The following is a 26,649-nucleotide window of genomic DNA, read 5'->3' as shown; positions in this document are numbered from 1 at the left end:
AACCAGCGCTACAGCCTAGCCTTTGTGCTGCTCATACGCGGCCAGGGCGCGCTCCCGCCCTTCCTTGAGATCGATCAGTCGATCGGGATAGTCCTGATCCGGCGTTAGCGCCCAACTCTCTGGGATCGCTTCGAAATAATCCGTCGCCGTCCCGGGCGGATTGGCCTGCCCCTCGGCGATGAAATCCTTCCGGTAGCACCCGTCCTTATCGAATTTTTCCAGCTGCGTCTCCGGATTGAACACGCGGAAATAGGGCGTCGCGTCCGGCCCCGGACCTGCCACCCATTGCCATCCCATCGCGTTGCTTGCCGGATCCCAGTCGATCAGGCAGTCCTCGAACCAGCGCAAGCCTACCCGCCAATCGGTCATCAGGTGCTTGCTGAGATAAGAGGCCACGATCATCCGGGCGCGATTATGCATCGTGCCGGTGACATACATCTCGCGCATCGCCGCATCGACGAAAGGCTCTCCGGTCATGCCGCGCCGCCACGCCTCGGCGTCGTTATTGTCGCGCCGCCAGTCGAAGCCGTTCCACTCGTCGCGCCAGTTTCTCTCGGCCATGTCGGGCCAGTGAAAGAACAGGTGCCAGGCGAATTCGCGCCAGACGAGCTCCTTCAGGAAGGTTTCCGCACCGGGGTTGCCCTCGGCCATCTCGCGATAACCGGCATGCCAGATCGTACGCGGGGAGATCTCGCCATAAGTCAGGTTTTCGGACAGGCCCGAGGTACCGCCCGAAGCGGGCACATCACGCTGAGTCTTGTAGGCCGAGAGGCGATCGCGCAGGAAATTCGACAGCCGCGACTGCGCGGCGCGCTCGCCGACATTGACATGTTTCGCAACGATGGCCGCACCGCGCCGCATCGCCGCTCCCATCCTCCAGTCGTCCAGCTTTTCGCTTCTTGGCCAATTACTTGGCGTGCGAAGTTCAGACACTGTCTTAACTTCCGGCGCGACATCCGTGCCCTTCACCGCGTTCCAAAAGGGCGTGTAAACCTTATAGGGGCCGCCGGTCTTGGTCTCCACCGTCCACGGTTCGAACAGCAGATGCCCGGTGAAGCTTTTCGCCTCGATCCCGTCGTCGGAGAGCGCGGATTTCACCTCCGTATCGGTGTCGCGACCCGGCTTGTCGTAGCGGCGCGACCAATAGACCGCGCCCGCGCCCGTCTCCTCGATCAGCGCACGGAGCACCGTAAGCGGCGCGCCCTTGCGCAGGATCAGCTTCGAGTCTTTCTCCGAGAGGCTTTCCGCAAATGCCTCCACCGCAAGACCAAGCCGCCATTTCGCCGCCGCCCCCAAGGCTTCGACCTGGTCGTCATGGATGAAGACCGGGATCACCGGGGCACCGGTCTTCGCGGCCGCCGCCATCGCCTCATGATCGTGGAATCGGAAGTCGCGCCGCAGCCATAACAGGACGGGGGTGTCACTCATGCTCGTCTCCTTTGCCTCCCTCTCCTTACGCGCCGCGCCCGATCCGGTTCAGTCGCGCCCAAATTTTCCGCATCCGCCCCGCTTGACCATAGCGCCGCACCGTCAAACCCGGCGCTCCTGCCTAACGGCCGTGCAAATGCCTCTTGCGAGGGCGAAAAAGCCGCTCTAGCGTTTTCACAAAACGAACACAAAACAGGGAAGATACAATGAAGACTTCTGCTCTCCTTATGGCGGGGATCGCCGTGGCCGCACTGAGCGCGCCCGCGCGGGCCGCCGATCCGGACCTGACTATCTTCGATTGGGCCGGCTTCGAAATTCCGGGCCTGTTCCAGCCCTATATCGACAAATACGGCGACAGCCCGACTTACGCCTTCTACGGCGATGACGACGAAGCCTATCAGAAACTCGCCTCCGGCTTCAAAGCAGATGCCGCCCATCCCTGTTCGCAGATGATCTCGAAATACAAGGACGCCGGGCTGATCGAGCCCTGGGATGTCTCCAAGATCCCGGAGTTCAAGAATATCGACCCCAAATACCTGAACTCGAAGATTTTCGTCGATGACGACAAGAACGTCTGGTATCTGCCGACCGATTGGGGCGCGACCGCGATCGCCTACAATCCCGACAAAGTCCCGGCCGAAGACGTGGCCAGCCTCGATGTCTTCGTGAACCCGAAATATGCGGGCCGCACCTCGCTGCCCGACAGCTCGGACGACGTCTGGGCGCTGGCCTATCTCGCGACCGGCGTGACCGACTGGACCAATGTCACCGACGAGCAGTTCCAGGCCGCCGCCGACTGGCTGCGCGAAGCCAACAAGAACGTGCAATCTTACTGGACCGACCCCTCGCAGCAGGCGCAGTTGATGGCCTCGGGCGAGGTTCTGGTCGCGTGGTCGTGGAATGACGGCGTCGCCTATCTGCAGGACGACAATTATCCGGTCGCCTTCCAGCGCGAGGCGAAAGAGGGCTCGTCGACCTGGTTCTGCGGCTTCGTGAACCTCAAGGACGGTCCCGGCTCGGAAGAAAAGCTTTACGATTTCATGAACGCATGGCTGCGCCCGGAGGCGGGCCCGGTTCTCGTCGACGAGATCGGCTACGGTCACACGAACACCGAGGCGATGAAACTGATCCCGCCGGAGCAGCTGGAAACGGCAGGTCTGACCGAGATCAACGCGCCTGTCCTCGCACAGACGCCCAACTCGCCGGAGCTGCGTGAAAAGCAACTGGCCGAGTTCGAGAAGATCAAGGCTGGCTTCTGATCACTGCGCCGAATACGTCACAACCCGAGGGCCGCGTCTGACGCGGCCCTTTCTAATTGCCCCCCTCGTGCTAGCTGCGTGCAACCGACCATTTGAGACCGACCATGATCCTCGACGCAGCCATTCTCATTCTCGCCCTGATCGTCCTTGCCGCGATGTTCCTGCCGCAGCTACGCGACCTGCCGCGCTGGCGCGCCATGGTGACGCCGCTGGCCTCGATCATCGGCTCGGGCTTCCTGGTGCTGGGGCCGATCCTAGAGGTGCGCTACGGCAGTTTCGCGCCGCTTGCGATGGCGGCCTTGTGTGGCTTGGGATGGCTGTTCGGCGCGGCCGTGCGCGCCAATATCCGCGCCGAGGACGTGCCCGACACCCGCGCCGTCAAGCGCATCGAAGAGGTGGCACAGCTCGCACTCGCCTTCGCCTATGTCATCTCGGTCGCCTATTACCTCAACCTGTTCGGGGCCTTCGCGGTTTCGCTTACGCCGTGGAACACGGCTTTCGCGGCGCGCGCGGTGACGACGACGATGCTCGCCATCGTCGCGATCGCCGGATTCTCGGGCGGGTTCAAACGGCTCGAGCAGATGGAATATGCCTCGGTCGCACTCAAGCTCGCGATCATCGCCGGACTGATCCTCGGCCTTGCGGTCTATTTCGGCAAGGTCGCAGTCGCGGGCGATCTTGTGGTCGATGCGCCGACGCTGGGGCCGTGGGACTCTTTACGGCTGCTCTTCGGCCTGATCGTGACCGTGCAGGGGTTCGAGACCGCGCGCTATCTGGGCAAGAGCTACGATGCCGACACCCGGGTCGCTGCGATGAAATGGGCGCAGATGCTCGCGACCGCGATCTACATGGTCTATATCGCGCTGCTGGCTTACATCTTCACGCCCAACGCCCATAACCTGACCGAGACCGCGATCATCGACATGATGCGCGTCGTCGCCCCGATCCTGCCGGCCATGCTGGTAGCCGCGGCGCTGGCCGCGCAGTTCTCCGCTGCCGTGGCCGATACCGGTGGCGCGGGCGGTCTGATCGCGGAATTCTCGCGTGGGAAGATCCCGCAAAAGGCGGCCTACCCGGTGTTGATCGGCGCGGGCATCGTGCTGACCTGGACGACCGACCTGTTCCAGATCATCTCCTACGCCTCGCGCGCCTTCGCGGGCTATTACGCGCTGCAAGCAGTGCTGGCCGCACTGCAAACCGAAGGGACGAAGCGCCACGCGTTCTGGGCACTTGCTGCGCTTGGGGTCGCGATCACGCTTCTGGGCATCCCGGCCGAAGGCGACTGAGGCGCCTATCCGGCCAGGCTAGCTCTCGGCCAGCGCCTGCGCATGCAGCCGCGCATCGAGCGCATAGTAATCCCCTATGAAGCCGCGAATATCGTCCGTCAGGAACGCCTCGTAAGGTGGGGTGTGCGCCGCCATCCAGTCCCCCGGCAGCGCATCGGAGAGATCGCGCGTCGGCGTCCCGCGTGTCTTTTGCGCCGCATTGGTCAGCCCGAGCCGGATCTCGCGCAGATCCTCCGGCAGGCGCTCACGCAGGAAGGCCTCGAAACTCTCGATCTTTTCCAGCGCGAAGAGCCTGTCCCAGCGGCGATTTTGCAGGTAGCTCCACTGTGCCGCCCAGTGGCTGTCCTGCACCTCGCGCGCAGTGGCGTTGATGTAGAAACAGAATTGGCGAAAGCTCAGCCCGCGCTCGACCATCTCCCGGTCCGGCGCGTCTCCCCCCGCGAAGAACGCATAGACCGACCGGGTATGATGGAGCACCGAGTCTTGCATACGATTGCGCCCGAACTTGTCGCAATAGCAGCTGACGAGCCGATCGACGGGATCGCGCAGAAGCGCGACCGAGACCCAATCCGGCGCGTGATCAACGCGGGCGCGTGCGGCGAAGGCCCAGTGGCGTGCCTGCATGCGGCTCTGCCCGGAATCGAGCCAGTAATGCGACATCCCCGGCTCGGGTCGTCCATCGCCCACCAACCGCAGAGCCCAATCCTTGACCGAGGTATTGGCGACCTTCGCGATCGGGCAGAACACCGCCCGCGCCGGCGCAATGTAGAGCATCGCGCGATCGTACTGGCTGCGATCCTGATCGCGCAGAAGCCGGGCCTTGCGTCGATATTCCTCCGACCCGCGCAGCTCCCGCTCGACATCGGCCACGCTCGCGCGCCGCTCTTTCAACGCGGCCTGCGCCCGCGCTTTCGCAGGCCGCCCGAGAAAGGCCTGAAACAACGTGTCGATCGCGGCAGGCGTGGCGCGCATCTGCGCGGCCAGTTCCGGATCGGCAAAGGCGACGGGCTGCAGGGATAAATCCGTCATGCGGCGAGACTTTCATAGCGGGACATCAGAGGCGCGAGCTGCGCGGGCCAGCCATATTGCGCCACGTCTTCGGGGCGGCGCTGCGAGCCGATCGCCCCCGTCATGGCATCGCGCAACAAGCGACGAAACTGCACCGGATCATCCGCGACATGAACGCCGCTCAGCCCCTCCGCGTCTTCAAACCCGCGCATCGCGGGGCGCATCGCGACGACGGGCTTGCAGGACAAAAGCGCCTCCGCGGTCTTGAGATTGGTGCCGCCTCCCTCGGTAATCGGCAGGCAGATGGCGCGGGCGTGATGCAGAAGACCACTCAAGGTTTCTTCCGCCACCACGCCCAGGGGCGCGACGAATTCCGCGTTCATCTGCGCGTAACGTTCATAGCGGGCGTCGGTGGTAATAAGTTGGGTCATCGCCCCCGCGACGGCGAGGCGGCTACGCGGCGGAAGGAACCCCGGAATTTCGCCAAAAGACGCCCAATAGCCCGTGGCGTTCGGCGGATGCGCCGAGCCCGCAACGAGTGCGTAAGCCCCATCCAACGGTGCGGGTGGACGCGCCTCGGGATCGGGCGCCCAGCAGCCGTTCGGAGCCACGACGATCGCCGGCGCGCCCTGCTGGCACGCGAAGTGCCGTGCATCGGCCTCGCAGACCGCGATGACCAGATCGGCCGCCGCGACGAGCGCCGCTTCGAGCGCTTCCGCCTGCGCGCGCCAATGCGGGTCGATCAGCGCCGCCTCGACATTATGGGCGGAATAGATGAGCCGGGCGCGGCGCAGGATGGGGTCGCGTTCCAGCGCTTCGGCGAAAAGCGGATAGAGCCAGGGATGCTCGAACTGCACCGCGTCGGGAGCGAAGTCGCGCAACTCGCCGATCAGCCCGGGGATCAATGGATGAGCGGCGAGAGCGTCCGATATATGCAGATCCTCTCGGCGCTGCGGATCGTGGAGACGCGGCAGCAGCGCCATCGGCACCGCCGTACGTTGCTCGTCCGGGGAGCCGTCGGGATAGCTGCGCGTCGAATAGATCGGGACATAGCGAAAGATATGCCCCGCCGCCCGCGCCTGCCGCGCAATGGCTGCGACCCGGCGCTGACCGCCATGTAGCGGGCGGTGGATCGGATAATGACCGAAAGCGGCGATCTTCATGCGGCGTCCTCCCGGTAGGTCGTGGCGTTTTCGGGAAGCGCGTAGAATGTGGCGGGACGTGAAGATTTCTCCGACGAGTCCACGTCGAAACCTTCGGTCAACGCCACTCGAAAATCGGCCCATCTATGCGGCTTGAACCGCTCCACATGCGCGCAGGCCGCGCGATAGGCCGCCTCGTCCACCATCAGCGCCTCGGTGCGCGCAAGCCAGCGCTCGCCCTCGAACAGACCGATCGCCTCGGAGGCCCCGCCCCCGGCTTCGATCAGCGCCGGCGCATCCGACGTGAGACAGGGTTTGCCATGCAGCAACGATTCCACGACTGGCAGGCCCCACCCTTCGTAATGGGAGGGGTAGATGGTGAAGCGACAGTTGCCGTAGAGCAGCTGCAACTCGGCATCGTCCACATCGTCGAGGATGCGGATCGCGCCATGCGGCAGGCCGGGATCGGCCCGCACCATCGCGAGCAGCGGGTCGATGGACCAGCCGGGCTGCCCCACCCAGACCAAGGGCAAGACATCGCCGCCGTGCCGCGCACACAGCTCCCGCCAGAGGCGATAGGCGAATGCGTGGTTCTTGCGCGGCTCTTGCGTGCCGACCATGAGGACGTAACGCCCGGGCTCCAGGCTTCGGTGCGCGAAGATTCCCGAGAGATCGTCGGCGGGCGTGGTTCGCGCCACCGCATCGGCACCGAGGGCAACGACACGCACTTGGGTCGGGTCCAACTCGGGGTAGCCGCAACTGGCGGCGTGGGCGAGCAGATCGCACCGCGTCACCTCTGAATTCGTCCAGATCCGATCCACCCCCCAGAGCATCCAATGCAGCGCGGGCGGAAAAGTCTTGCGCGTCGTGGGTTCGGCGACATGCCCCCAGAGGATCGGGATCAGGTCATGAATGTAGTAGCTCAGCCGCCAGCCGTGGGACTGGCGCATCTCATAGGCCGCGCGGTAGCGCGCGTCGCCCCAGAATCCGCCGGCCGAGACATAGTCACTCACTTCCTCGGGCGAAATCCGGTTTCGATCGGCGCAGATCTCGTCATGAACCGTATCGATGAGCCCGTAATGCGCCCGGTGATTGAGCGCATCGAGCGCGCGGATGCGCGGCGCGATACGCGGAGCGATCCGCTCGAGCCGTACGAGCCAGCGGCGCATCTGGGCATATTCGTCACCGCTCAGCCGCAGCAATTCCTCCGCCGCGACGCTCTCACGCCGCGCACGAAGGGCAGCTTCGCTAGGTCTTGCGCCCTGCCCCGAGTCGCATCCGACCACCCGCATTCTGCGCGAGACTCGCCAGACAAACCGCCCGATCCGCGCCCATGACCGCCAGCGGCGCGGCGCGGTGAGGGCGCGCGCAGGCGCCTCCGGCTGAAAACCGTTGCGAAAGATGACCTCTTCGAAGATCGCCTGAGGGATGCGATAGAACCCGCCACGCGCCTCGTCATAGATCACTGGCACCGTCCGCACGCCGAAGTGCGCGGCAAACGCCCGCCAGACCTCATGTTCCACCCGCAGGATGCCCATCGGGCGCCAATGGCGGAACTGATAGCTCGTGCTGAGATCGATCAGGATCGTCTTGTCGCGCATCGCGCCCCTCCATGGCCAGTTCTTGACCCGACTCGAGCTATAGCGTGCTGCCAGTTCACGTCCGGTTAATGCGCATTCATCCCATCCGACGCCTTGAAGCGCCCCGATCTTCCCCCTATATTCCAAAGCGTTCCCGGCAACGGGGACTATGGGCATAAACGCGCATGTAATAAGCGGATCGGACCCGGGGGCGGTACCCGGCGGCTCCACCAATCAACCCTCGTTGGGGGAGAATGGGGCCGAAATAGGATCGACGAACGTGTAAAGATGTTTGCTTTGTCCCGGTGAGCCACCACCGTTATCGGTGCAAATTGTACAGTTGCCAACGACAACCGTGCTCCGGTCGCTCTGGCTGCGTAAGCAGCTCGGGTAACCGAAACTTAACTCCTTGCGCTTAGCCGCGTAAGGCGGGGCCCGCAGGAGCCTTGCAACAGAATCCTGCATTTCTTCCCCCCTTTGTTCATTCGATCACCGTAAACCGGTTTGATATTCGTGCCTGCAATGCTCGCCCGAAAGGATCGGCTGGACGAGATCGACGGGTTGTTTGACGCGGATGCCTTGACCAAAGGACTGATCTCTGGGCTCGAGATTCGACCGGAGGTTTTCGGCGAACGGGTGCCGGCGTTGCGGGCGCATTTACACGGAATTCAGATAGCCGTGCTACGCCATGTCGAATGCGGCCACTGGCTCTGGACGCTTCTGAAAGTCGCGGGAAAATCCGCGCAGACCGCGCGTTCGGTGGGGTTTACCGGACAATTGACCATGCGATTTCGCGGAGAAAAAATCGTGGAAGCTTACAACACTCACGACGTGATCGCGCTGCTCTAGGGCTTGGAACTGATGCCCCCGACAGGGTCGCGCTCTGCCTACCCGGGGAGATGCTGGAGTAAGCAGAAACGCTCCCCCGTCTCGCCTCTAGGATGCAAAAGCATCGATCGCGACGAGGCTGGCGCGTCCCCGCAAAGTCGCGCTTCGCGCTCCCTCGCCCGCCTTGCGGCCCGCCAAGAATCCCCTATGCTTGAGGCCGAGAAGAAAGGGACTTGGCCATGACGCAATCCATTGATTACGGAAACCTGATGCATCACGCGATGCGCGGGCTGATCCAGACAGTGCTGAGCGACATCGCGGCGAATGGCCTGCCCGGTGAACACCACTTTTTCATCACCTTCGATACCCGTCATCCCGACGCCGAACTCGCCGATTGGCTGCGCGAACGGTACCCCGAGGAAATGACGATCGTCATCCAGAATTGGTATGACAATTTCGAAGTGGGCGAGGACGGTTTCTCGATCACGCTGAACTTCGGCAATTCGCCCGAGCCGCTCTATGTGCCGCTCGACGCGATCACCACCTTCGTCGATCCCTCGGTAGAGTTCGGCCTGCGTTTCGAGACGCAGGAATATGACGACGAAGACGAGTTCGAAGAGGAAGAGGTGGCCGAGGAAGAAGAGGCGGCCCCCGCCGCGCGTGGCGAGGCCGAGGTCGTGAGCCTCGATCAATTCCGCAAGTAACCCGGTGGCGTCGGAGCCTCCGGACCGCGAAGCGCTTCTGTCGCTTTATCGCGGCTATCTGACTTGCCTGAACGAACAGGACTGGGCGCGTCTCGGTGATTTCGTGCATCCCGCGGTCACTCATAATGCGCGCCCGCTTGGCCTCGCGGGCTACCGGGAGATGCTCGAGAGTGACCATCGCGCGATCCCCGACCTTCATTTCGATGCGGAAACGCTTGCGGCCGATCCGCCAGTGATCGCAGCACGGCTGCGCTTCGACTGCACGCCCGTGGGACTGCTCTTCGATCTGCCGGTGAATGGCCGCCGCGTGAGGTTCGACGAGCATGTCTTCTATCGCGTTGCAGATGGCCGCATCCGCGAGGTGCATTCGCTGATCGACCGGGATGCGATCGCCGCACAGATCTGAGAGCCGCCCCAAGTATACCTCCGTATACCGTTGCAAAATTCCTTCGCGGGCCCTATCAGTGCGTGCGAAAGATTGCGCGCAATCATGGAGGCCCAGATGACCGCGACCCGCACCGAAACCGACAGCTTCGGCCCGCTTGAAGTTCCTGCAGACAAATATTGGGGCGCGCAGACGCAGCGCTCGATCATGAACTTCCCGATCGGATGGGAGCGCCAGCCGGTCCCGATCATCCGCGCGCTCGGCGTGATCAAGAAAGCCTGCGCGATGGCCAACAAGGCGCAGGGCAAGCTGGACGCGAAGATCGCCGATGCGATCATCGAGGCGGCCGGCGAAGTGATCGAAGGAAAGTTCGACGACAACTTCCCCCTCGTGGTCTGGCAGACCGGATCGGGTACGCAGTCGAACATGAACGCCAACGAGGTGATCTCGAACCGCGCGATCGAAATTCTGGGCGGCGAGATGGGGTCGAAAAACCCGGTCCACCCGAACGATCACTGCAACATGGGGCAGTCCTCGAACGACACCTTCCCGACCGCGATGCATGTCGGGATCGCGATGCAGGCGCGCGACGTGCTGCTGCCCGGTCTGCGCAAACTGCACGCGGCGCTGGAAGCCAAGGCCGAGGACTTCAAAGACATCATCAAAATTGGCCGCACCCACACGCAGGACGCGACGCCGCTGACCCTCGGCCAGGAGTTCTCCGGCTACGCCCATCAGGTGAAGAAGGGAATCGAGCGCGTCGAAGCCTCGCTCGGCGACATCTACGAACTGGCCCAAGGCGGCACCGCCGTCGGCACCGGTTTGAACACCCAAGTCGGTTGGGCCGAGACCGTGGCGGCGAATATGGCCGAGATTACCGACCTGCCCTTCGTCACCGCGCCGAACAAGTTCGAAGCGCTCGCCGCGCATGACGCGATGGTCATGTTCTCGGGCGCGCTGAAAACCGTGGCCGCCTCGCTCTTCAAGATCGCCAACGACATCCGCCTGCTGGGCTCTGGCCCGCGCTGCGGCCTGGGCGAGCTGATCCTGCCGGAAAACGAGCCGGGCTCCTCGATCATGCCGGGCAAGGTGAACCCGACGCAGGCCGAAGCGCTGACCATGGTCTGCGCCCATGTCATGGGCAATGACGCGGCCATCGGTTTCGCCGGCTCGCAAGGCCATTTCGAGCTCAACGTCTACAACCCGATGATGAGCTATAACGTGCTGCAATCCATGCAGCTTCTGGGCGACAGCGCCTCGGCCTTCACCGACAACATGGTTGCCGGCATCGAGGCCAACGAGCCGCGCATCGAGAAGCTGCTGCACGAGTCGCTGATGCTGGTCACCGCGCTCGCGCCGACGATCGGCTACGACAACGCGACCAAGGTCGCGAAGACCGCGCATAAGAACGGCACCACGTTGAAGGAGGAGGCGATCAAGCTTGGCTTCGTCGACGAGGAAACCTTCGACAAGGTCGTCCGCCCCGAGCAGATGATCGGCCCGAAAGCCTGATCCAGCTTCCATGAATGACGAAGGGCGGCCCAGTGGTCGCCTTTTTCATTGGGGGGCTCTGCCCCCGCGCTTTCAGCGCTCACCCGGGATATTTCGGCAAGCCCGATGCAGCCATGTCCGTTCGGGCTTGTCTAAATATCCCGGGGTGAATGCCGAAGGCAGAGGGGCAGCGCCCCTGCCCGGCCCGCAGTTCTCAGGCAAGATGAAGATGTATGCGGCGGTTCATCTTGCCCTTCTTCTCGATCTTGCCGAGTCGGAGGCCACCGATCTCGCCGGTCGAGGCGACATGGGTGCCGCCGCAGGGCTGCAGGTCGATGCGGTCGGCAGCTTCGCCGATCGCGACCAGCCGCACCCAGCCCTGCCCCTTGGGCGGCGCGACCGACAGCGTCTTGACCAGCTCTGGCTGCGCCTCGAGTTCGGCATCGGTGATCCAATGCTCGACCACTTTCAGGTCTTGCGCGACCCAATCGTTCAGCTGCCGTTCGATCGCTTCCAGATCTTCAGGCCTCTCCGGCATATCGAAATCGAGCCGCCCCTTGTCGGACCCGATCTGTCCGCCCGTCACCGGCAGCGGGATCGCGACCGACAGCAGGTGCAGCGCGGTATGGACGCGCATGTGGCGGTGGCGGCGTTCCCAGTCGAGATGCTGCTGCACCTGAGCACCGACAGGCGGCAGGGGCTGCGGCTCGGCGGGCACGAGGATCACCGCGCCGGGCGCACCGGATTCGGCCTTCACGGTGGTCGCGATCTCGATCTCGCCGCCGTCCCAGACCAGCTTGCCGCTATCCCCCGGTTGGCCGCCGCCGGTCGGGTAGAAGATCGAATCCGCGCAATAGATGCCGCCTTCGTCGGTCAGTCCGGTCACCCGAACTTCGAGATCGCGGGCATAGGGGTGGATACGGTAGCTTTGCTGCTGCGATTGTTTAACGGTCTCCTGCATCGGCCTCTCCATCGGAACTGTCGTGGCGCTGTTGTTCTAACCCTTCCGGACCTTCGCCGGGTTGAGGCTTGCCATACTCGGCGCGGCTGACGGGGCGCTTGGAGGCGGTGTCGTCACTGTCCTCCGACCCCTTGTCCTCGGCCTTGTCGGATTGCGCCTCGGCGTCTTCCTTATTGGGCCGCAGCACCTCGGGGTTGCGCAACCAGACGTCGCGCTGTGCGAAGGGAATCTCGATCCCGGCCTCGGCGAAGCGTTGATTGATCTCGTGGTTCATCTCGCTCTGGACGCGGAGGATGAAGTTCACGTCCGAGAGGATCACGCGCACCTCGAAATCGAGGCTGTCCGCGCCGAAGCCCTTGAAGATCACGACCGGCTCGGGGTTCATCATCACCAGCGACTGGTTCGCGGCCACCTCGTGCAGGATGGTCTCAACCTTGCGGGTGTCGGTGCCATAGGCCACGCCGACCGGCACGATCAGGCGCCCCGTGACATTACCGCGCGTCCAGTTCGTCACCTGCCCCGAGATCAGGTCCGCATTGGGCACGATGACTTCGGTGCGATCGAAGGTCTCGATCCGGGTGGAGCGCACGGAGATCGCCTTCACGATCCCCATCTGGCCGTTGACCTCGATCCAGTCGCCTTCGGAGATCGGGCGCTCGATCAGCAGGATGATGCCCGAGACGAAGTTCTGCACGATGGTCTGCAGACCGAAACCGACACCGACAGAGAGCGCACCGGCGACGATGGCGAGCGAGCTGAGGTCGATCCCGGCCGAGGAAATCGCGATCACCGCGGCGAGGAAGATGCCGAAATAGCCAAGGCCCGAGACGATAGCGTTCTGCCCGCCCTTGTCGATCTTGGTCTTCGGCAGAAGCGAGGTTTTCAGCGCCCCTTGCAGGAGCCGGGTAACCATCAGGCCGATCACGAAGACGATCGCGAAGGTCAGGAAAATGCCAGGCGAGATCGTGACGCCGCTGACCGAGACACCGTTCTGGAAACGCGTCCACATCTCGGCCAGATCGGCCGGGCGCGCGCCCCAGATCAGAGCTGCGGGCGGCATCGCGAGCAGGCCAAGCAGGAAGCCGATCAGCGCCGGGATCAGAGAGTCGCGCCCGTCATCTTCGCGCCGGGCGACCAGCACATAGACATCGGTAAAGAACTGGTTGAGCACCAGGAGCAGCGCGATCAGCCCCAGCGTCAGGATGGTCGGGAAGATCAGCGCGTTGGCGGCGTTGATATAGCCGATACCGCCCAGAACCGGCGCGACCACCGCGACCGCGATCAGCGCATTGCCGAGCGCCCCCACGAGCCGGTCGCGGAACGCGCCCTCCTCGGAGCCGGAGGTCTCGTTGCGCAGGTGGCGCCGCAGCAGTTGCCCGAAGCGGAAGAGCGCGATCGCGGCGAGAACCTGCAGCGGGAAGACCAAGACGCCGAAACCGGCATCGAGCGTATGCCCCGCCGCATCGATCTCTTCGGCCGTTTTCGCGCTTCCCTCGATCACATCCTGCCCGCGCGCGACGAGCCAATCGCCGAACGGGCCCTGGATCGCCGCGAAAACCGCCAGCGAGATCGTCAGCAACCGACCTTCGCGGCGACGCTCGCTTTGCAGGGTGAAGGGCGCGACTTGCCGGTCGTTGCGCGGGAAGATGCGGCCCGAGAGCCAGAAGGCGACGAAGGCCGCGCTCAGCACCACGCCGATCGCTATGAGCAGCTCCATCCATCGCGAGCCGAAGAGTTCGGTCTGAACCAGCGCAGCTTCGAGCAGCACGATCCCCGCGATCGGCAGCAGGAGCTGCCCCAGCGAGACGATGAAATCGATCACCCTCTGCGCATTGCGCGCCAGCCGCGCCTCGAGCACATCGGCCAGCTTGTCGATCCATGTCCGGCCGCGCGCCACCAGAAGCAGCGCCACCAACAGCAAGCCCACGATCGCGGGCGCGTTGTTGCGCGCACTGGCATAGGGATCGGTGTCATTGAGCTGCTGGCCCATCTCCGAGGCAAGCTCGGAGGTCAGTTCCGACAGCACTTTCAGCCCCTCGGGCCAGTTTATCGGGTTCAGCGGCGAGGGTGTGAGCCGCAACAGCTTGTCAGTCTGCCGCGCGCGCAGAAGCTGGTCGATATTGGCAACGATGGAATCCGCGCGGCTCGCGGCCTCGGTCGCGCGCAACCCCGGCGATTGCAGCTGCGCCAACTCGTCGTTGAGTTTCTTGCGCCGGTCGGCGATCGCCTTGTCCTCGCTCTGGCCCTCCTTCGGCGGAGGTCCGAGCGCTTCGATCTGCGCTTTGACGGTCGAGATCTGGCTGGCGTTGATATCCTCGGCCGCCTTGAATTTCTCGCGCCAGTTGACGACCTCCTGCCGGATCTTGTCGAATTCCTGGCGCTGCGCCTTGTCGGCCTGCACCATCTGCTCGGCTTCGGTCGCGGTTTTTTCCCACGCCTTGTAATCCGGCGGCTCGGGGCTTTGTGCAAAGACGATCCCCGGAAGCGCCAGCGCGACGGCCAGCAATAGCAGACGCGCCAGACGCAGGATCATCCCTCGAACACCTCCGGCATCTCACGCGGGGCCCGGTCGAGCCATTCCGGCACAGGCAGACCCTTGCCCTTGAGAAAGTCGGGGTTGAAGAGCTTCGACTGGTAGCGGTTGCCGTAGTCGCACAGCACCGTCACGATCGTATGGCCGGGGCCAAGCTCGCGCGCCATATGCATCGCGCCCGCGATATTGATGCCCGAGGAGCCGCCCAAGCAGAGGCCTTCTTCCTGCAGCAGGTCGAATACCACCGGCAGCGCCTCGCTATCGGGGATGTTGAAGCTCATATCCGGGGTGAAGCCCTCGAGATTGGCGGTGATCCGCCCCTGCCCGATGCCTTCGGTGATCGACGAGCCCTCGGATTTGAACTCGCCGGTCGTGTAATAGCTGTGCAGTGCCGCGCCATCGGGATCGGCGAGGCCGATCTTCACGCCCTTGGGCTGCAGCGCCATGCCGGTGCCCGCGAGCGTGCCGCCCGAGCCCACCGCGCAGATGAAGCCGTCGACCTTGCCGCCGGTCTGATCCCAGATTTCGGGGCCGGTCGTTTCGATATGAGCCTGCCGGTTCGCGGTATTGTCGAACTGGTTGGCCCAGATCGCGCCATGCGGATCGGTCTTGGCCAGTTCCTTCGCCAGCCGCTCGGAATAGCGCACGTAGTTGTTGGGGTTGCGATAGGGCGCGGCCGGGACCTGCACCAGCTCGGCGCCGGCCAGCCTCAGCATGTCCTTCTTTTCCTGGCTCTGCGTCTCGGGGATCACGATCACCGAGCGAAAGCCCATCGACGCGCCCACGAGCGCGAGGCCGATGCCGGTGTTGCCCGCCGTGCCTTCGACGATCGTGCCACCGGGTGCGAGCTCGCCGCGCTGGATCGCGTCGCGGATGATGTAGAGCGCCGCGCGGTCTTTCACCGATTGGCCGGGATTGAGGAATTCCGCCTTGCCGAGGATCGTGCAGCCGGTCTCTTCCGATGCCTTCCTGAGCTTGATGAGCGGGGTATTTCCCACCGCCGACGCCAGATCGCTGCAGATACGCATCGCGCTTTCCTCCCGTATCGAGTTGCCCGTCACCGGGCCGTTGAAGCCAGACTTAGGACGCGGCGCGCGCCACCTCAACCCCGCGATTACGCGACGCCCGCCATCCGCTGCAGTGCGGCGCGCTGCCCGGCGAGCCAGAGTGCGAGCACGACAAGCGGCGCATTGCCCGCCTCGCCGGTCGCCACCAGCGTCATCAGACGCTCGAACGGCACCAGATGAGCGCGGATATCTTCATGCTCATCGGCCTTGCCGCCAAGCTGCGCAGCCTCGTCAGGAAGATCGGCGATCCCTATATAGGAATAGACGAATTCGCTCTTGGCTCCTGGCGACGGATAGTAGCGCGGGGCCTCGATGAGGCGCGCAATCGTGATGCCCGCCTCTTCCCCCGCCTCGCGCAGCGCCGCTTCCTCGGGCGTCTCGCCGGGATCGACCCGGCCCGCGATCGCCTCGATCATCCACGGGTTCGGCTCACCGCGGGCCAGCGGCCCGGTGCGGATCTGTTCGATCAGCATCACCCGGTCGCGCACTGGATCATAAGGCAAAACGACGCTCGCATCGCCCGAAACGAAGGCCGCCCGGTCGAGCTTGGCGCTCATGCCTCCGGCAAAGAGCCGGTGTTCCAGCTTGTAATCTTCGACGGCGAAAAACTTAGCATAGGCAGTCTGTTGCGCGTCGATCTTGATGTCGCCATCCTGCAGGTCGCGGCGCAGGTCCTGCGCCATCGGGGCAGCGCGCGCCCGCAGGATGGAGGCCGCGCGCACGAGGATCGCATGATAGCGCGCATTGGCGGCGTCGGGCCCGACGGCCTGCGCTTCGGCGATGAACAGGCGCGCGGCTTCGGTCTTCAGCGCCGCCCATTTCGGCGCCCAGTCGCCGAGCGTCCACTCCGCGCCGACCTCCCAACGATCGGCCTGCGGCAGCCAGAGCTTCGCCTCGCGCGACCCCGCCCCGGTTTCCAGCTCACGAATTTCGGCGTCGTACCCATCCTCGTACCACGCGATGCGCTCCGCCTCGGCCTCGGTCAGATCGGCCACGACCCCGCGCGTCACCGCCCCCGGCGTTTCGATCAGGATCGGAAAGCCCAGACCCTGCCCCTCGCGGCAGGCCTCGTGCGGCGCGAAACCTTCCAGCCGTGCCGGAACGAGCTGCGGCACACGTCCGATCACCGCCTCCAGCAGTGGCGGATGACAAAGCGTTCCGTAAAAGAAATGTGGTTGCATGAGCATCCCCGCAGCTTGGCGCATCATGCGCTTCAACCTGCAAGGCAAGCGCGCGATGTCAAGCCAAGGGTGCGGCCCGCGCGGTGTTCAGCGCCCGTAGCGGCGATAGGCGAACTCCGACAGCAGGCCCGCGCCCATCGCGCCCAGACCGAGCGTGATGACCGGCGCCACCCCCAGCGAGGCCACCCCGATCGCGACACCCTGCCCGATGACATCGGTCACGGCGGAGAGCACGTCGTCATAGCGCATCCGCAGTGCCAGCTTCAGCATCTGGATTGTGCCGAGGAAGAAGAAGGTCCACATCAGGACATAGATCCCGCCGCGCAGCCCGTCATTGATTGCATCGACCCAACGCCGTCCCTCCGACACGCCCACCACGCGCCAACCAACCAGAAGCCCGAAGGAGCCCATGATCAGGCCCAGCTCTTTCGCGCCATCGACCCCGGCCGGAATCGCAGGCATGATCTGTTGGGCGGCGAAGAACCCCGTCGCCCCGAGCGCGAGAGCCGCGAAAAGTTTCGCGAGGGTCGGGATTTGCGCCTGCGACTTGCGCACTGCGATACGTTGCATCATTGCCGGGCCTCCATCTCGAAACCGATCCGGTCTGAGGGTGATCCCTACTGGTTAACGCGCGATTACGGCGAAACTATGAAAGACTGACGTAAGGTAATGCGCCATCAAGAAGGCCATCACGAAGGACGCATTTGTCCGGTCGCGTCGCTCGCTTTCACACGTCAGGCCCCCGCGCCGCCCAATGCATCCCGCGCCGGATGATCTCGGTCACCTGCTCGACCTTCAGATCGTCGAGCGTGTGCCCGATCGAGCAATAGAAGATCCGCCCCTTGTCCCAGCGCCGCTTCCACACGACCGGAATCACCGTGCCCTCGATCCACCACAGGTGATCGCCCGAGAAGGTCGTCGTCGCGAGCACCTCGTTGCTCGGATCGGTAAGCATATAATATTGCTCGGATTTCAGCCGGAAGCTGCGGATGCCCTTCACGATCGGATCTGCGGGGCGGCAGATCGTGACGTCGTAATCGACGTAATCGTCGGTCGGCACAAGGTTGTCCGGCCAGCCCGGTGGATGGGCGACGAACTGCCCGCCGATCAGGAAGTGGTAGGTCGGGCGGTCGCGGAAGGCATCGCCCATATGGCCATGCCAGCCCGCCAGCCCACAGCCGCCTGCCACCAGCTTGAGAAGCCCGTCCTCCTCCGCCTTGGTCATGTTGCCGAATTCCGGCTGGTGCGCGGAGCGGGCGGACGACCAGATCGGCACGATCAGGTCGCAATCAGCCATCTTCTCGGGCTCGGCAAGGGGCGCGAGCGTGTCATGCACCACCACCTCGAAGCCCTCGCCCTCCAGCAGGTCGCGGCACCAGTCTGCGAATTCGGTCGGCGCGTGGCCTTCCCAGCCTCCGACGAAGAGAACGGCTTTCATGATTTATCCTTTCGCGTGAAATCGACCATCGAAGCCATGTCGCGCGCCCCTCGGCCCGCAGCTTCGGCGGCGCGCAGCCGCTCCAGCACCACCTCGCCCTGCGGCAGCGCGACGCCAAGCTGCGCGGCCAATGCCTGCGTGACCTCCATATCCTTGCGCGCCAGCGCCACTGTGAAACTGACCGGGTGGGCCGCCTCGTCCAGATAAAGCGGCTTGCGGTAGCTCAACATCGGCGCGGCGGCGGCCGAAGCCTCGATCGCGGCAAAGGCCGTGCTTGTGTCGATGCCTGCCGCGTCGGTGAGGCTCAGCGCCTCGGCGAGGGTCTGGTTGAGGCTGTGGATCAGCATGTTCACGGCGAGCTTCATCACCGCGCCGTCGCCCACATTGCCCAGACAGATCACCGTCTTGCCCATCGCGTCGAGCGCGGGGCGCAGCGGCGCCGCCTGATCCTCGGTGCAGCCCGCCATGATCATCAGGCTCGCCGCCTCGGCCGCGGCTGTGGAGCCCGAGACCGGCGCGTCGATCACCTGCCAGCCTGCGGGGGCCTTGCCCGCGAGATCAGCGATATGTTCGGGGCTCATCGTGCCCATCTCAAGCACCGTCAGCGGACCGGACGCGGCGAAGAGACCGTCCTCTCCCAGATGCACGGCGGAGGACGCCGCGTCGTCGGAGAGCATCGTCACCACCAGTTCCGCCCCCTCGGCCAGGGCGCGCGGGGTGGCGGCCACCCCTGCCCCGGTCTCGGCGGCGAAGGTCTCGGCGCGGTCCGGAGAGCGGTTCCAGACCGTCACCTCATGCCCGGCCGCGATCAGGTTGCGCGCCATCGGCGCACCCATCCGCCCGAGCCCCGCAAACCCGATCCGCATCACGCGACCTGTTCTTGCTCGATCCCGGAAATCGCGGCGACGAGACTGTCCTCGGTCACTTCCTCGGCGGTGAAGCGGCGCATCACGCGGCCATGATACATCGCGAGGATGCGGTCCGAGACATGAAGCACTTCAGGCATCTCCGAAGAAATCACGATCACCGCGTAGCCCGAGCGGGCAAGCTCGCGGATCAGGTCGTGGATCTCGGATTTCGAGCCCACGTCGATGCCGCGCGTTGGCTCGTCCACGATCAGGATGCGCGGATGCATCGCGAGCCATTTGCCGATCACGATCTTCTGCTGGTTGCCGCCCGAGAGATTGCCGACCGCCTGCCGCCAGCTGGGAGTCTTGATCTTCAGCGTATCGCGATACTGGTCGAAGATCGCGATCTCGGCCCCGTCCGACACGAACGGCCCCGAGGTCAGATCGCCCACCTGCGGCAGGGTGATGTTGTCGCGGCAGTTCATGCCAAGCACCAGCCCCTGTTCCTTGCGGCTTTCGGGCACCAGCGAGATGCCTTTCGCGATCGCGTCGGCGGGCGAGTGGATCGAGGTCTCCTTGCCGTCGATCTCGATCGTGCCGGCGGTGGGACGGCGCAGGCCGAACAGCGTCTCGGCGATCTCGGTGCGCCCCGCGCCCACAAGACCGTAGAAGCCCAGCACCTCGCCCTCGCGCAGCTCGAAGCTGACATCCTGGAACAGCTTGCCGCAGCTCAGCCCCTCCACCTTCAGGGCGACGTCACCGGTCTTCACCTCGGCATGCTGGCGGCGCGACAGGTCGAGCGAGCGCCCGATCATCAGCTGGATCACCTCGTCCTCGGTGGTGTCGCCGGCGACCAGCGTCCCGCGATAGCCGCCATCGCGCAGCACCGAGATCCGGTCGGCCAGCGTGAAGATCTCGTCCATTCGGTGCGAAATGTAGACGATGCCAACGCCGCGCGCCTTCAGGTCGTTGATGATCTCGAACAGCACCACCTTCTCGGCATCGGTCAGCGAGGCGGTCGGTTCGTCGAAGATCACGACCTTCGCATCTACCGTCAGCGCGCGGGCGATCTCCACCATCTGCTGGTTGGCGATGGAGAGTGCGCCCACCCGGTCCTTCGGGCCGAAGCCGCAATTGAGGCGTTTGAGGATTTCCTCCGACTTGGCGAAGAGCGTCTTCCAGTCGACCCGGCCAAGGCTCCGGCGCGGGAGTTCACCTAGATAGATGTTCTCGGCGACCGTCATCTCCTCGGCCAGCGACAGCTCCTGGTGGATCAGCACCACGCCGCGCCGTTTTGCCTCGAGGGGCGTACGCATCGTGACCGGTTTGCCCTCGATCTCGATCGTGCCCTCGTCGGGTTGATACATCCCGGCGAGCACCTTCATCAGGGTGGATTTGCCCGCACCGTTTTCGCCCAGCAGCGCGTGGACCTCGCCTGCGCGGACGTCGAATGTAACGTCGTCCAGTGCGCGCACACCGGGAAAGGTCTTGACGATCCCCTTGAGTTGCAGCGCGGGGGTCTTGGTTTCAGCAGCGTCGCTCATACCCGAAGCTCCTCTTTGCCCTTGCGGTTGAGCTGCTTGTCGAGCAGCAGCACGGCGATCAGGATCGTCCCGAGGATCACCAGCACGTAGAAAGCGGGCACCTGCATCAGGTTCATCCCGTTGCGCAGGATGCCGATGGCGAGCACGCCGCCCAGCGTGCCGATGATATTGCCCGCACCGCCGTTCAGCTTGGTGCCGCCAAGCACGACCGAGGTGATGACCCACAGTTCGTAATTCGTGCCGAGGTTCGGCGTCGCCGCGCCCATCTGCGAGGACAGCGTGACCCCTGCGAGCGCCGCGAAGAAGCCGACGATCATGAAGTTGATCAGCATGTGCGGCCCCACGCGGATCCCCGCATTCACCGCTGCTGCCCGGTTGCCCCCCACCGCGTAGGTGTTACGGCCATGCACGGTGCGCGCAAGCAGCAGATGCACCACTACCGTGCAGACGAGGAACAGCACCGCCAGCGTCGGCAACGGTCCGAGATTGCTCGACCCGAAATCCGAGAAGGAGAAGTTCATCGCGAAGAAGGACTGTTCCTTGGTGTAGACGAATACGAGCCCGCGCACGCCAAGCATCGCGCCCAGCGTCACGATGAAGGCATCGACCCCCGTTTTCCAGACGATGAACCCGTTGAGCGCGCCAAGGGCGGTGCCCGCTACCAGCGCCGCGATCACGGCGGGCAGGAGCGCCCAGTTGCCCCAGGCCGAGAACATATCCCAGCCCTGAATGTCGACGCAGAGGCTCGCCGCGAGGGCGACGACCGCACCGACGCTCAGGTCGATATTGCCGTTGATCATCACCAGCGTCATGCCGAGCGCGATCAGGCCGATGGTCGAGGTCTGCACGAGGATGTTCTGGAAGTTCTGCACCGCGAAGAAATACGGGTTCGCGAAGCTGAAGAACACGAATATCAGAACGATGAAGCCCCATATCGGGTTGGCTGCGAGCCAACGCACGGGCGATTTGATAACGGTATCCGCCATTGTCTCCTCCTCAGGCGATCGGGGAAAGCAGCCGGCCACGCTTGGCCGCGATGTCGAGCCAGACCGCGAGGATGATCACCACCCACGTCACCAGCCACTGCACGTAATATTCGAAGCCCATCAGCAGCAGGCCGTTCTGGATGAAGCCGAGGATCAGCACGCCGATCACCGTCTTCCAGATCGTGCCCGAGCCGCCCAGCAGCGACGTTCCGCCGAGGATCACGCCCGCCAGCACCTGCAGTTCGTAGCCTTGCCCCACGTTGTTCTGCGAGCCCATCACCCGGCTGCCGAGGATGATCGCGGCGATGGCGACGCCGGTGGCCGAGATCAGGTAGGTCAGGAACACCACGCGCGAGCGCCGCACGCCCGAGAACACCGCCGCCGTGGCGTTGCCGCCGGTGGCGTAGATGCGCCGTCCGAAGGGGGTGTAGGCCATCGTCAGGTGCAGCACGATCGCGCAGATCCCGAAGATCACGATGGGCGTCGGGATATCGAAGATCGAGCCGCGCCCGAAAATCTTGAACCAGGTCTGATCCTGATTGACGATATCGACGTTCTTGCCGCCCGAATAAATCAGCGTGAGGCCCTGTATCGCCGAGAGCATACCGAGGGTCACGATCAGCGAATTCAGCCGCGCGACGCCGACGAGCAAACCGTTCACCGCGCCGAGCGCCAGAGTGGCGACCAGCATCACACCAATCGCCGGTGCCGGGCCGATCTTGTCATGCAGATCGACCACCAGGACGGTCGAGAAGGACAGCATCGAGCCCACCGACAGATCGAGATTGCCGCCGATCACCACCACCGTCACGCCTAGCGCCATGACCCCGATGATCGCCGAGGAGCGTATCACCGAGAAGAGGTTCTCCGGCGACAGGAACCGATCCGAAAAGATCGAGAATCCGATCAGGAACAGAGCGAAGGCCACCAGGATGCCCTGCCGCGCCAGCACGCCGGCGATCGTTTTCCACCTGTCTCGGTTCATTCCACTCCCCCTGCTGTCACGCGCCACGCGCGCCGTGTGCGGGCTGCTTGCGGCAGCCGGCTTCTCCACATGCGAATTCGCCATTTTCTCCTCCCGTCGGGCAGCCTCCTCGCTGCCGCTGACGGCGGGTCAGACCAGTGTCATACCGCCGTCGATCATCACGATCTGTCCCGTCATGTAGTCACTGTCGGGCGAGGCGAGGAACGTCGTGGTTCCCGTGATATCGGCAGGTCGTGCGACCCGTCCGCGCAGGATGCCCGAGGCGAACTCCTCCATCGCCTGCCCGGGCGCCTGCGCCGCGCCGATCTCCATCAGGTCGCGATCGACCTCTTCCCACATCTCCGTCGCCACCACGCCCGGCGCGAAACCTGTCACGGTGATATCGTGCTTCGCAAGATCGCGCGCGCCTGATTGCGTCAGCGAAACCACCGCCCATTTCGAGGCGCAATAGGGCGCCACGTTGTCAAAGCCCTGACGGCTCGCGATCGAAGCGGTGTTGATGATCTTGCCACCACCGCCCTGCGCGATCATCTGATGGGCCGCTTCCTGCATCCCGATCAGAGTGCCGAGCCCATTGATATCCATGATGAAATGCCAATTATCTTCGGTCACGTCGAGGAAGTTCATCGGGCGATTGACGCCCGCATTGTTGAACACCACGTCGACCCGGCCGAATTCCGCAGCGACCTTCTGCATCATCGCGCGCACTTCGTCACGCTTGGTCACGTTCACCTGCGCCGACATCACCCGGCCACCCGCAGCTTCCGCGCGCGCCGCATTCTCCGTCGCAAGTTCGGCGACCCGCTCACCGTTGAGATCGGCGAAACAGACATCCGCCCCCTCATCCAGCAAAGCCTCGGCAATCGCGCGTCCAATACCGCGCGCAGCACCCGTCACGAGACAGACCCGTCCAGTTACGCGTCCCATCGAATTCTCCGTTTTTCCTGCAATAAGGTGGGCATGGGTCGCCCCGTGAGCTTGACCCATGCCCTGGGGAGGAGAGATCAGAAGGCAGGCTTCTTGAACTGGTCCATATTCTCCTGGGTGATCTGGGGCGTCTTGAAGTAGTTCATCTTCGGAACGTCCTTGCCCTGGATCACGTCGATCGCGGTCTGAAGCGCGTTCTTCGCATCGTCGATCGGCGACTGGTAGACCGAGCCGTAATACTCGCCCTTCTTCATCGCCTCGTAGCCGACCGCGAAGTTGGTGGCGCCGACGAACTTGATGTCCTTGGCACGACCCGCAGCCTTGGCGGCGTTGAGCGCACCGACGCCCATGTTGTCATCGGCCGCATAGACGCCGTCGATCTTCGGATATTTCACGAGAAAATCTTCCATGACGCGCTGCGACTTCTCGCGGTTCCAGTCGCCAGGCTGGGTGTCCATGATCTTCACGTCGGGGCAGGCTTTGGCCAGCTCGTCCTCGAAGCCCTTCTGGCGTTCGATCGCGGTGGTGTAGCCGGGCTTGCCCGAGATCTGCACGATGTCACCCTTGCCGTTGAGCCCGGTGCACATCATGTCCGCGGCTTCCTTGCCCTGCTCGATATTGTTCGGGCCCGAGAAGGCGGCGATGAAGGGCATGCCCTGCTCGGCGATGTTGGAGTTGGTGATGATGACCGGGATGCCCGCGTCATGCGCCTTCTTGACCGCCGGGACCACGGCCTTGCCGTTGGTCGGCCAGACGATGATCGCCTGCACTTTCTGCTGCACGAGATCCTGGATCTGCGCGATCTGGCGCGCCACGTCGCCGCCCGCATCGAGCACGACCGCATCGACGTCGGGATTGGCCGCCGCCGCCTCCTTGAAGGCCTTCTCATAGGTGGTCTGGTAGCTGTCCACCCCGACGTTGTTCTGCGTAATGCCGATCTTCATCTGTTCGGCCCATGCACCGCCGGCAAGCGCGAGCGTTGCGACTGCGGTGGTTCCGGCGACGAGCGCCTTCATCGATCTTTTCATCATTATCCTCCCATGATGTTTCAGTCCGGCCGTTGGTCAGCCGTGGCACCCACCCCCTCCTGAGTGTCTGCCATGCAGCCCGAATCCTCCGGCGGCACATCCTGATCATTCCGACAGCGGCCCCGGCTTTCGCCCGCCAACTTATCCATTTTGAACATCGTTACATCCATAATGGATATTTTTGCTAAGGTGAACGATCCTCGATCTGGACATCTTTCGGAGGACTTCATGGCGAAGCAACCAAAACCACAGCTCGGACACAGACGCGTGACCAAACTCGATCCGCAAAATATCCAACATGGACATACCGGCGCCCCGGCGCCGTCCGCGTCCGTCGTTCAGGATCGGGACATCGCTCTGTCGATGATCGACCTGCTCGAGTCTCTTGCCGACGAGATCGATTCCACGCTCGCGCTCTCCACCCCAAACCCGTATCTCGCGATGGCCGCCCATCTGGTGCGCTGCCATCTGGAGGGCAAGATCGTCACGCCCTCCTCGCTCGTCGCGGCTTCGGGCGTGCCCTACGCGACGGCGATGCGCAAACTCTCGGACATGATCGATGCCGGGATGATCGAGCAACGCCCGCGCACTCGCTCTGGCAAGACCGTTTCGCTTCATGCCAGCACGCAGCTGCTGACGAACTGGGGACAGCTTTCCGATCGCGTCGCGCGTCTGGCCCGCAAGCACCTCGCCGAATCCGACGGGGGCGAGCGCGACTATTACTTCGGCGGCACCTACCTCGCCGGTCATTCGATTGCTCCGCCCTCGGTGCTGCCCGAACCGATCACCGTGCCGGGCGGCCTGCGCGTTCTGGTCCATGGCGATCCGACCTTCATGGTGATGGAGAACCTCAAGCGCCAGTTTGAACATATCGTGGGTACATCGATCTCGCAGCGGGCCTTCTCGATCGACCGGCTGCACGAAGAGACGCTGCGCAATGCCACCCGCAAGACCAGCCATTACGACATCATCGCCGTCGACCTGCCGTGGATCGGGGAATTCGCGAAGAAAGGGCTGTTGATGCCGCTCGACGAGGTGATGGATATCTCGCGCCTCGATCCGAGCGATTTCCATACCGCGGGCTGGCGTGGCGCCCATTGGGAGGGCCGCCCCTATGGCGTGCCCAGCCAGACCACGCCGGAGCTGCTGTTCTATCGCAAGGATCTGTTCGCCGAAGCCGGGCTGAAGCCACCGTCCACGACCGATCTCGTGCTCAAGGCCGCGCGGCATTTCCACGACCCCACGCATGGCCGCTACGGCATCGCGTGGAACGCCGCGCGCGGCACCGCGCTGGGGCACACCTTCATCATGGCGATGGCCGATTTCGGCCAGCCGGTCGTCAATCTCGACCCGATCGCGGGCGGGTTCGACGCCGATCATCTCGATCGCGACGATTTCGTTGCGCAGTTCGACACTCCCGCGACCGAGGCGGCTGCAGAGTACCTGCTGCAACTGATGAGCGTCTCGCCGCCCGACATCCTGTCGATGTCCTGGTACGAGCGCGTGCGCCCCTACGCGGCGGGCAAGGTCGCGATGGCCTATGGCTATACGCTGCTCGCGCCGTATTTCGAACTCGACGCGAATTCGCCCGCGCATGACACGACCGGCTATCTTCCGCATCCGACAGGGCTTGGCGCGAAGCCGGTGGCGCCTGTGGGCGGATACGTGCTCGCGATCCCGGCCAATCTACCCGAGGAGCGGCGCGCCGCCGCGGCAGAGGCGCTGATCGCCTTCACCTCGCCTGCGGCGCAGAAACTGTACGTGCTCAACGGCAGCCGCACGGTGCCGCGCTACTCGGTCGGCGCCGATCCGCAGGTGCAGCATCTCTCGCCGATCTTCGAGGCGGTGGACGCGATGTCCTGGCGCGACGAGCTGCAATTCTGGCCGCGCCCGCCGCTGCCGAACATCTGCGAGCTGATCGAGATCTGCGGGCAGGAAATTCACGACATGCTGCGCGGGGTCACCACCCCGCGCGAGGCACTCGGCAAGGTCCAGATTCGGGCCGACCGGGTGCTGAGGACAGGTTCAAGTTAGGGAGGA

Annotated in this window: 23 protein-coding genes and 1 other RNA gene; 8 read left to right on the top strand and 16 right to left on the bottom strand. The window is 64.2% G+C overall.

What is annotated here, in order from left to right; translation table 11 throughout:
* Positions 1 to 15: 15 nt before the first annotated feature.
* A complete protein-coding gene (locus B6V73_RS00730; protein ID WP_088724266.1) occupies positions 16 to 1,428 on the bottom strand; it encodes a deoxyribodipyrimidine photo-lyase in 1,413 nt (470 codons plus the stop codon).
* Between the two features lie 206 nt (positions 1,429 to 1,634).
* Here B6V73_RS00730 and B6V73_RS00725 point away from each other — a divergent pair, with 206 nt between their 5' ends.
* Positions 1,635 to 2,687 (top strand): ABC transporter substrate-binding protein, encoded by a 1,053-nt coding sequence (locus B6V73_RS00725; protein WP_088722726.1) that lies wholly within the window; start codon positions 1,635 to 1,637, stop codon positions 2,685 to 2,687.
* A 104-nt stretch (positions 2,688 to 2,791) separates the two neighbouring features.
* Positions 2,792 to 3,973 carry a hypothetical protein gene (locus tag B6V73_RS00720; protein WP_240496893.1) on the top strand — a complete coding sequence of 394 codons (1,182 nt, stop codon included), beginning with the start codon at positions 2,792 to 2,794 and terminating at the stop codon, positions 3,971 to 3,973.
* An 18-nt stretch (positions 3,974 to 3,991) separates the two neighbouring features.
* Here the strand turns inward: B6V73_RS00720 and B6V73_RS00715 are convergent, their stop codons facing one another.
* The 3 genes from B6V73_RS00715 to B6V73_RS00705 are packed head-to-tail and all read right to left on the bottom strand — an operon-like array spanning position 3,992 to position 7,724.
* Positions 3,992 to 5,002: a sulfotransferase family 2 domain-containing protein gene (locus tag B6V73_RS00715; RefSeq protein ID WP_088724265.1), complete on the bottom strand. Its 1,011-nt coding sequence runs from the start codon at positions 5,000 to 5,002 to the stop codon at positions 3,992 to 3,994.
* A complete protein-coding gene (locus tag B6V73_RS00710; protein WP_168174843.1) occupies positions 4,999 to 6,144 on the bottom strand; it encodes a glycosyltransferase in 1,146 nt (381 codons plus the stop codon). The genes B6V73_RS00715 and B6V73_RS00710 overlap by 4 nt, the downstream gene beginning before the upstream one ends.
* A complete protein-coding gene (locus B6V73_RS00705) occupies positions 6,141 to 7,724 on the bottom strand; it encodes a glycosyltransferase (RefSeq protein WP_088724263.1) in 1,584 nt (527 codons plus the stop codon). Before B6V73_RS00705 ends, B6V73_RS00710 begins: the two co-directional genes overlap by 4 nt.
* Before the next feature lie 89 nt (positions 7,725 to 7,813).
* Between B6V73_RS00705 and ssrA the strand changes: the two genes are divergently transcribed.
* The 5 genes from ssrA (at position 7,814) to fumC (ending at position 11,132) form a co-directional block, all read left to right on the top strand.
* Positions 7,814 to 8,169: a transfer-messenger RNA gene (gene ssrA / locus B6V73_RS00700) on the top strand.
* A gap of 95 nt (positions 8,170 to 8,264) precedes the next feature.
* Positions 8,265 to 8,552: a hypothetical protein gene (locus tag B6V73_RS00695; RefSeq protein ID WP_143597850.1), complete on the top strand. Its 288-nt coding sequence runs from the start codon at positions 8,265 to 8,267 to the stop codon at positions 8,550 to 8,552.
* Positions 8,553 to 8,770: 218 nt separating this feature from the next.
* A complete protein-coding gene (locus B6V73_RS00690; RefSeq protein ID WP_075776513.1) occupies positions 8,771 to 9,235 on the top strand; it encodes a ClpXP protease specificity-enhancing factor SspB in 465 nt (154 codons plus the stop codon).
* A gap of 4 nt (positions 9,236 to 9,239) precedes the next feature.
* Positions 9,240 to 9,641 (top strand): ester cyclase, encoded by a 402-nt coding sequence (locus B6V73_RS00685; RefSeq protein ID WP_088724261.1) that lies wholly within the window; start codon positions 9,240 to 9,242, stop codon positions 9,639 to 9,641.
* 96 nt (positions 9,642 to 9,737) lie between these two features.
* Positions 9,738 to 11,132 (top strand): class II fumarate hydratase, encoded by a 1,395-nt coding sequence (gene fumC / locus B6V73_RS00680; RefSeq protein ID WP_088724494.1) that lies wholly within the window; start codon positions 9,738 to 9,740, stop codon positions 11,130 to 11,132.
* A 193-nt stretch (positions 11,133 to 11,325) separates the two neighbouring features.
* On the opposite strand, the gene B6V73_RS00675 is transcribed toward fumC, so the two are convergent.
* The 12 genes from B6V73_RS00675 to B6V73_RS00620 form a co-directional block, all read right to left on the bottom strand.
* Positions 11,326 to 12,072 (bottom strand): alanyl-tRNA editing protein, encoded by a 747-nt coding sequence (locus B6V73_RS00675; RefSeq protein WP_088724260.1) that lies wholly within the window; start codon positions 12,070 to 12,072, stop codon positions 11,326 to 11,328.
* A complete protein-coding gene (locus B6V73_RS00670) occupies positions 12,056 to 14,605 on the bottom strand; it encodes a DUF3772 domain-containing protein (RefSeq protein WP_088724259.1) in 2,550 nt (849 codons plus the stop codon). The genes B6V73_RS00675 and B6V73_RS00670 overlap by 17 nt, the downstream gene beginning before the upstream one ends.
* Positions 14,602 to 15,633 carry a cysteine synthase A gene (locus B6V73_RS00665; RefSeq protein WP_088718678.1) on the bottom strand — a complete coding sequence of 344 codons (1,032 nt, stop codon included), beginning with the start codon at positions 15,631 to 15,633 and terminating at the stop codon, positions 14,602 to 14,604. Before B6V73_RS00665 ends, B6V73_RS00670 begins: the two co-directional genes overlap by 4 nt.
* Before the next feature lie 86 nt (positions 15,634 to 15,719).
* Positions 15,720 to 16,880 (bottom strand): NUDIX domain-containing protein, encoded by a 1,161-nt coding sequence (locus B6V73_RS00660; RefSeq protein ID WP_077701212.1) that lies wholly within the window; start codon positions 16,878 to 16,880, stop codon positions 15,720 to 15,722.
* 60 nt (positions 16,881 to 16,940) lie between these two features.
* On the bottom strand, positions 16,941 to 17,426 hold the full coding sequence (locus B6V73_RS00655) for a TrgA family protein (RefSeq protein WP_075776519.1): 486 nt from the start codon (positions 17,424 to 17,426) through the stop codon (positions 16,941 to 16,943).
* Positions 17,427 to 17,580: 154 nt separating this feature from the next.
* Positions 17,581 to 18,291 (bottom strand): ThuA domain-containing protein, encoded by a 711-nt coding sequence (locus tag B6V73_RS00650; RefSeq protein WP_088718681.1) that lies wholly within the window; start codon positions 18,289 to 18,291, stop codon positions 17,581 to 17,583.
* On the bottom strand, positions 18,288 to 19,157 hold the full coding sequence (locus B6V73_RS00645) for an NAD(P)-dependent oxidoreductase (protein ID WP_088724258.1): 870 nt from the start codon (positions 19,155 to 19,157) through the stop codon (positions 18,288 to 18,290). The genes B6V73_RS00650 and B6V73_RS00645 overlap by 4 nt, the downstream gene beginning before the upstream one ends.
* Positions 19,157 to 20,683, bottom strand: coding sequence for a sugar ABC transporter ATP-binding protein (locus tag B6V73_RS00640; RefSeq protein WP_075776522.1), 1,527 nt, complete (start codon positions 20,681 to 20,683; stop codon positions 19,157 to 19,159). Before B6V73_RS00640 ends, B6V73_RS00645 begins: the two co-directional genes overlap by 1 nt.
* Positions 20,680 to 21,669 (bottom strand): ABC transporter permease, encoded by a 990-nt coding sequence (locus B6V73_RS00635; protein ID WP_088718684.1) that lies wholly within the window; start codon positions 21,667 to 21,669, stop codon positions 20,680 to 20,682. The genes B6V73_RS00640 and B6V73_RS00635 overlap by 4 nt, the downstream gene beginning before the upstream one ends.
* 10 nt (positions 21,670 to 21,679) lie before the next feature.
* On the bottom strand, positions 21,680 to 22,654 hold the full coding sequence (locus B6V73_RS00630) for an ABC transporter permease (protein WP_075776524.1): 975 nt from the start codon (positions 22,652 to 22,654) through the stop codon (positions 21,680 to 21,682).
* Positions 22,655 to 22,783: 129 nt separating this feature from the next.
* On the bottom strand, positions 22,784 to 23,581 hold the full coding sequence (locus B6V73_RS00625; RefSeq protein WP_075776525.1) for an SDR family oxidoreductase: 798 nt from the start codon (positions 23,579 to 23,581) through the stop codon (positions 22,784 to 22,786).
* A 77-nt stretch (positions 23,582 to 23,658) separates the two neighbouring features.
* Complete coding sequence (locus B6V73_RS00620) at positions 23,659 to 24,609, bottom strand: sugar ABC transporter substrate-binding protein (protein ID WP_075776621.1); 951 nt, start codon at positions 24,607 to 24,609, stop codon at positions 23,659 to 23,661.
* Positions 24,610 to 24,837: 228 nt separating this feature from the next.
* Between B6V73_RS00620 and B6V73_RS00615 the strand changes: the two genes are divergently transcribed.
* Positions 24,838 to 26,643 carry an extracellular solute-binding protein gene (locus tag B6V73_RS00615; RefSeq protein ID WP_088724257.1) on the top strand — a complete coding sequence of 602 codons (1,806 nt, stop codon included), beginning with the start codon at positions 24,838 to 24,840 and terminating at the stop codon, positions 26,641 to 26,643.
* The last annotated feature ends 6 nt before the right edge of the window (positions 26,644 to 26,649 follow it).

This window comes from Thioclava sp. JM3 (genome assembly GCF_002213185.1).
Taxonomy (GTDB): Bacteria; Pseudomonadota; Alphaproteobacteria; order Rhodobacterales; family Rhodobacteraceae; genus Thioclava; species Thioclava nitratireducens.
This window is presented reverse-complemented; position numbering and strand designations above follow the sequence as displayed.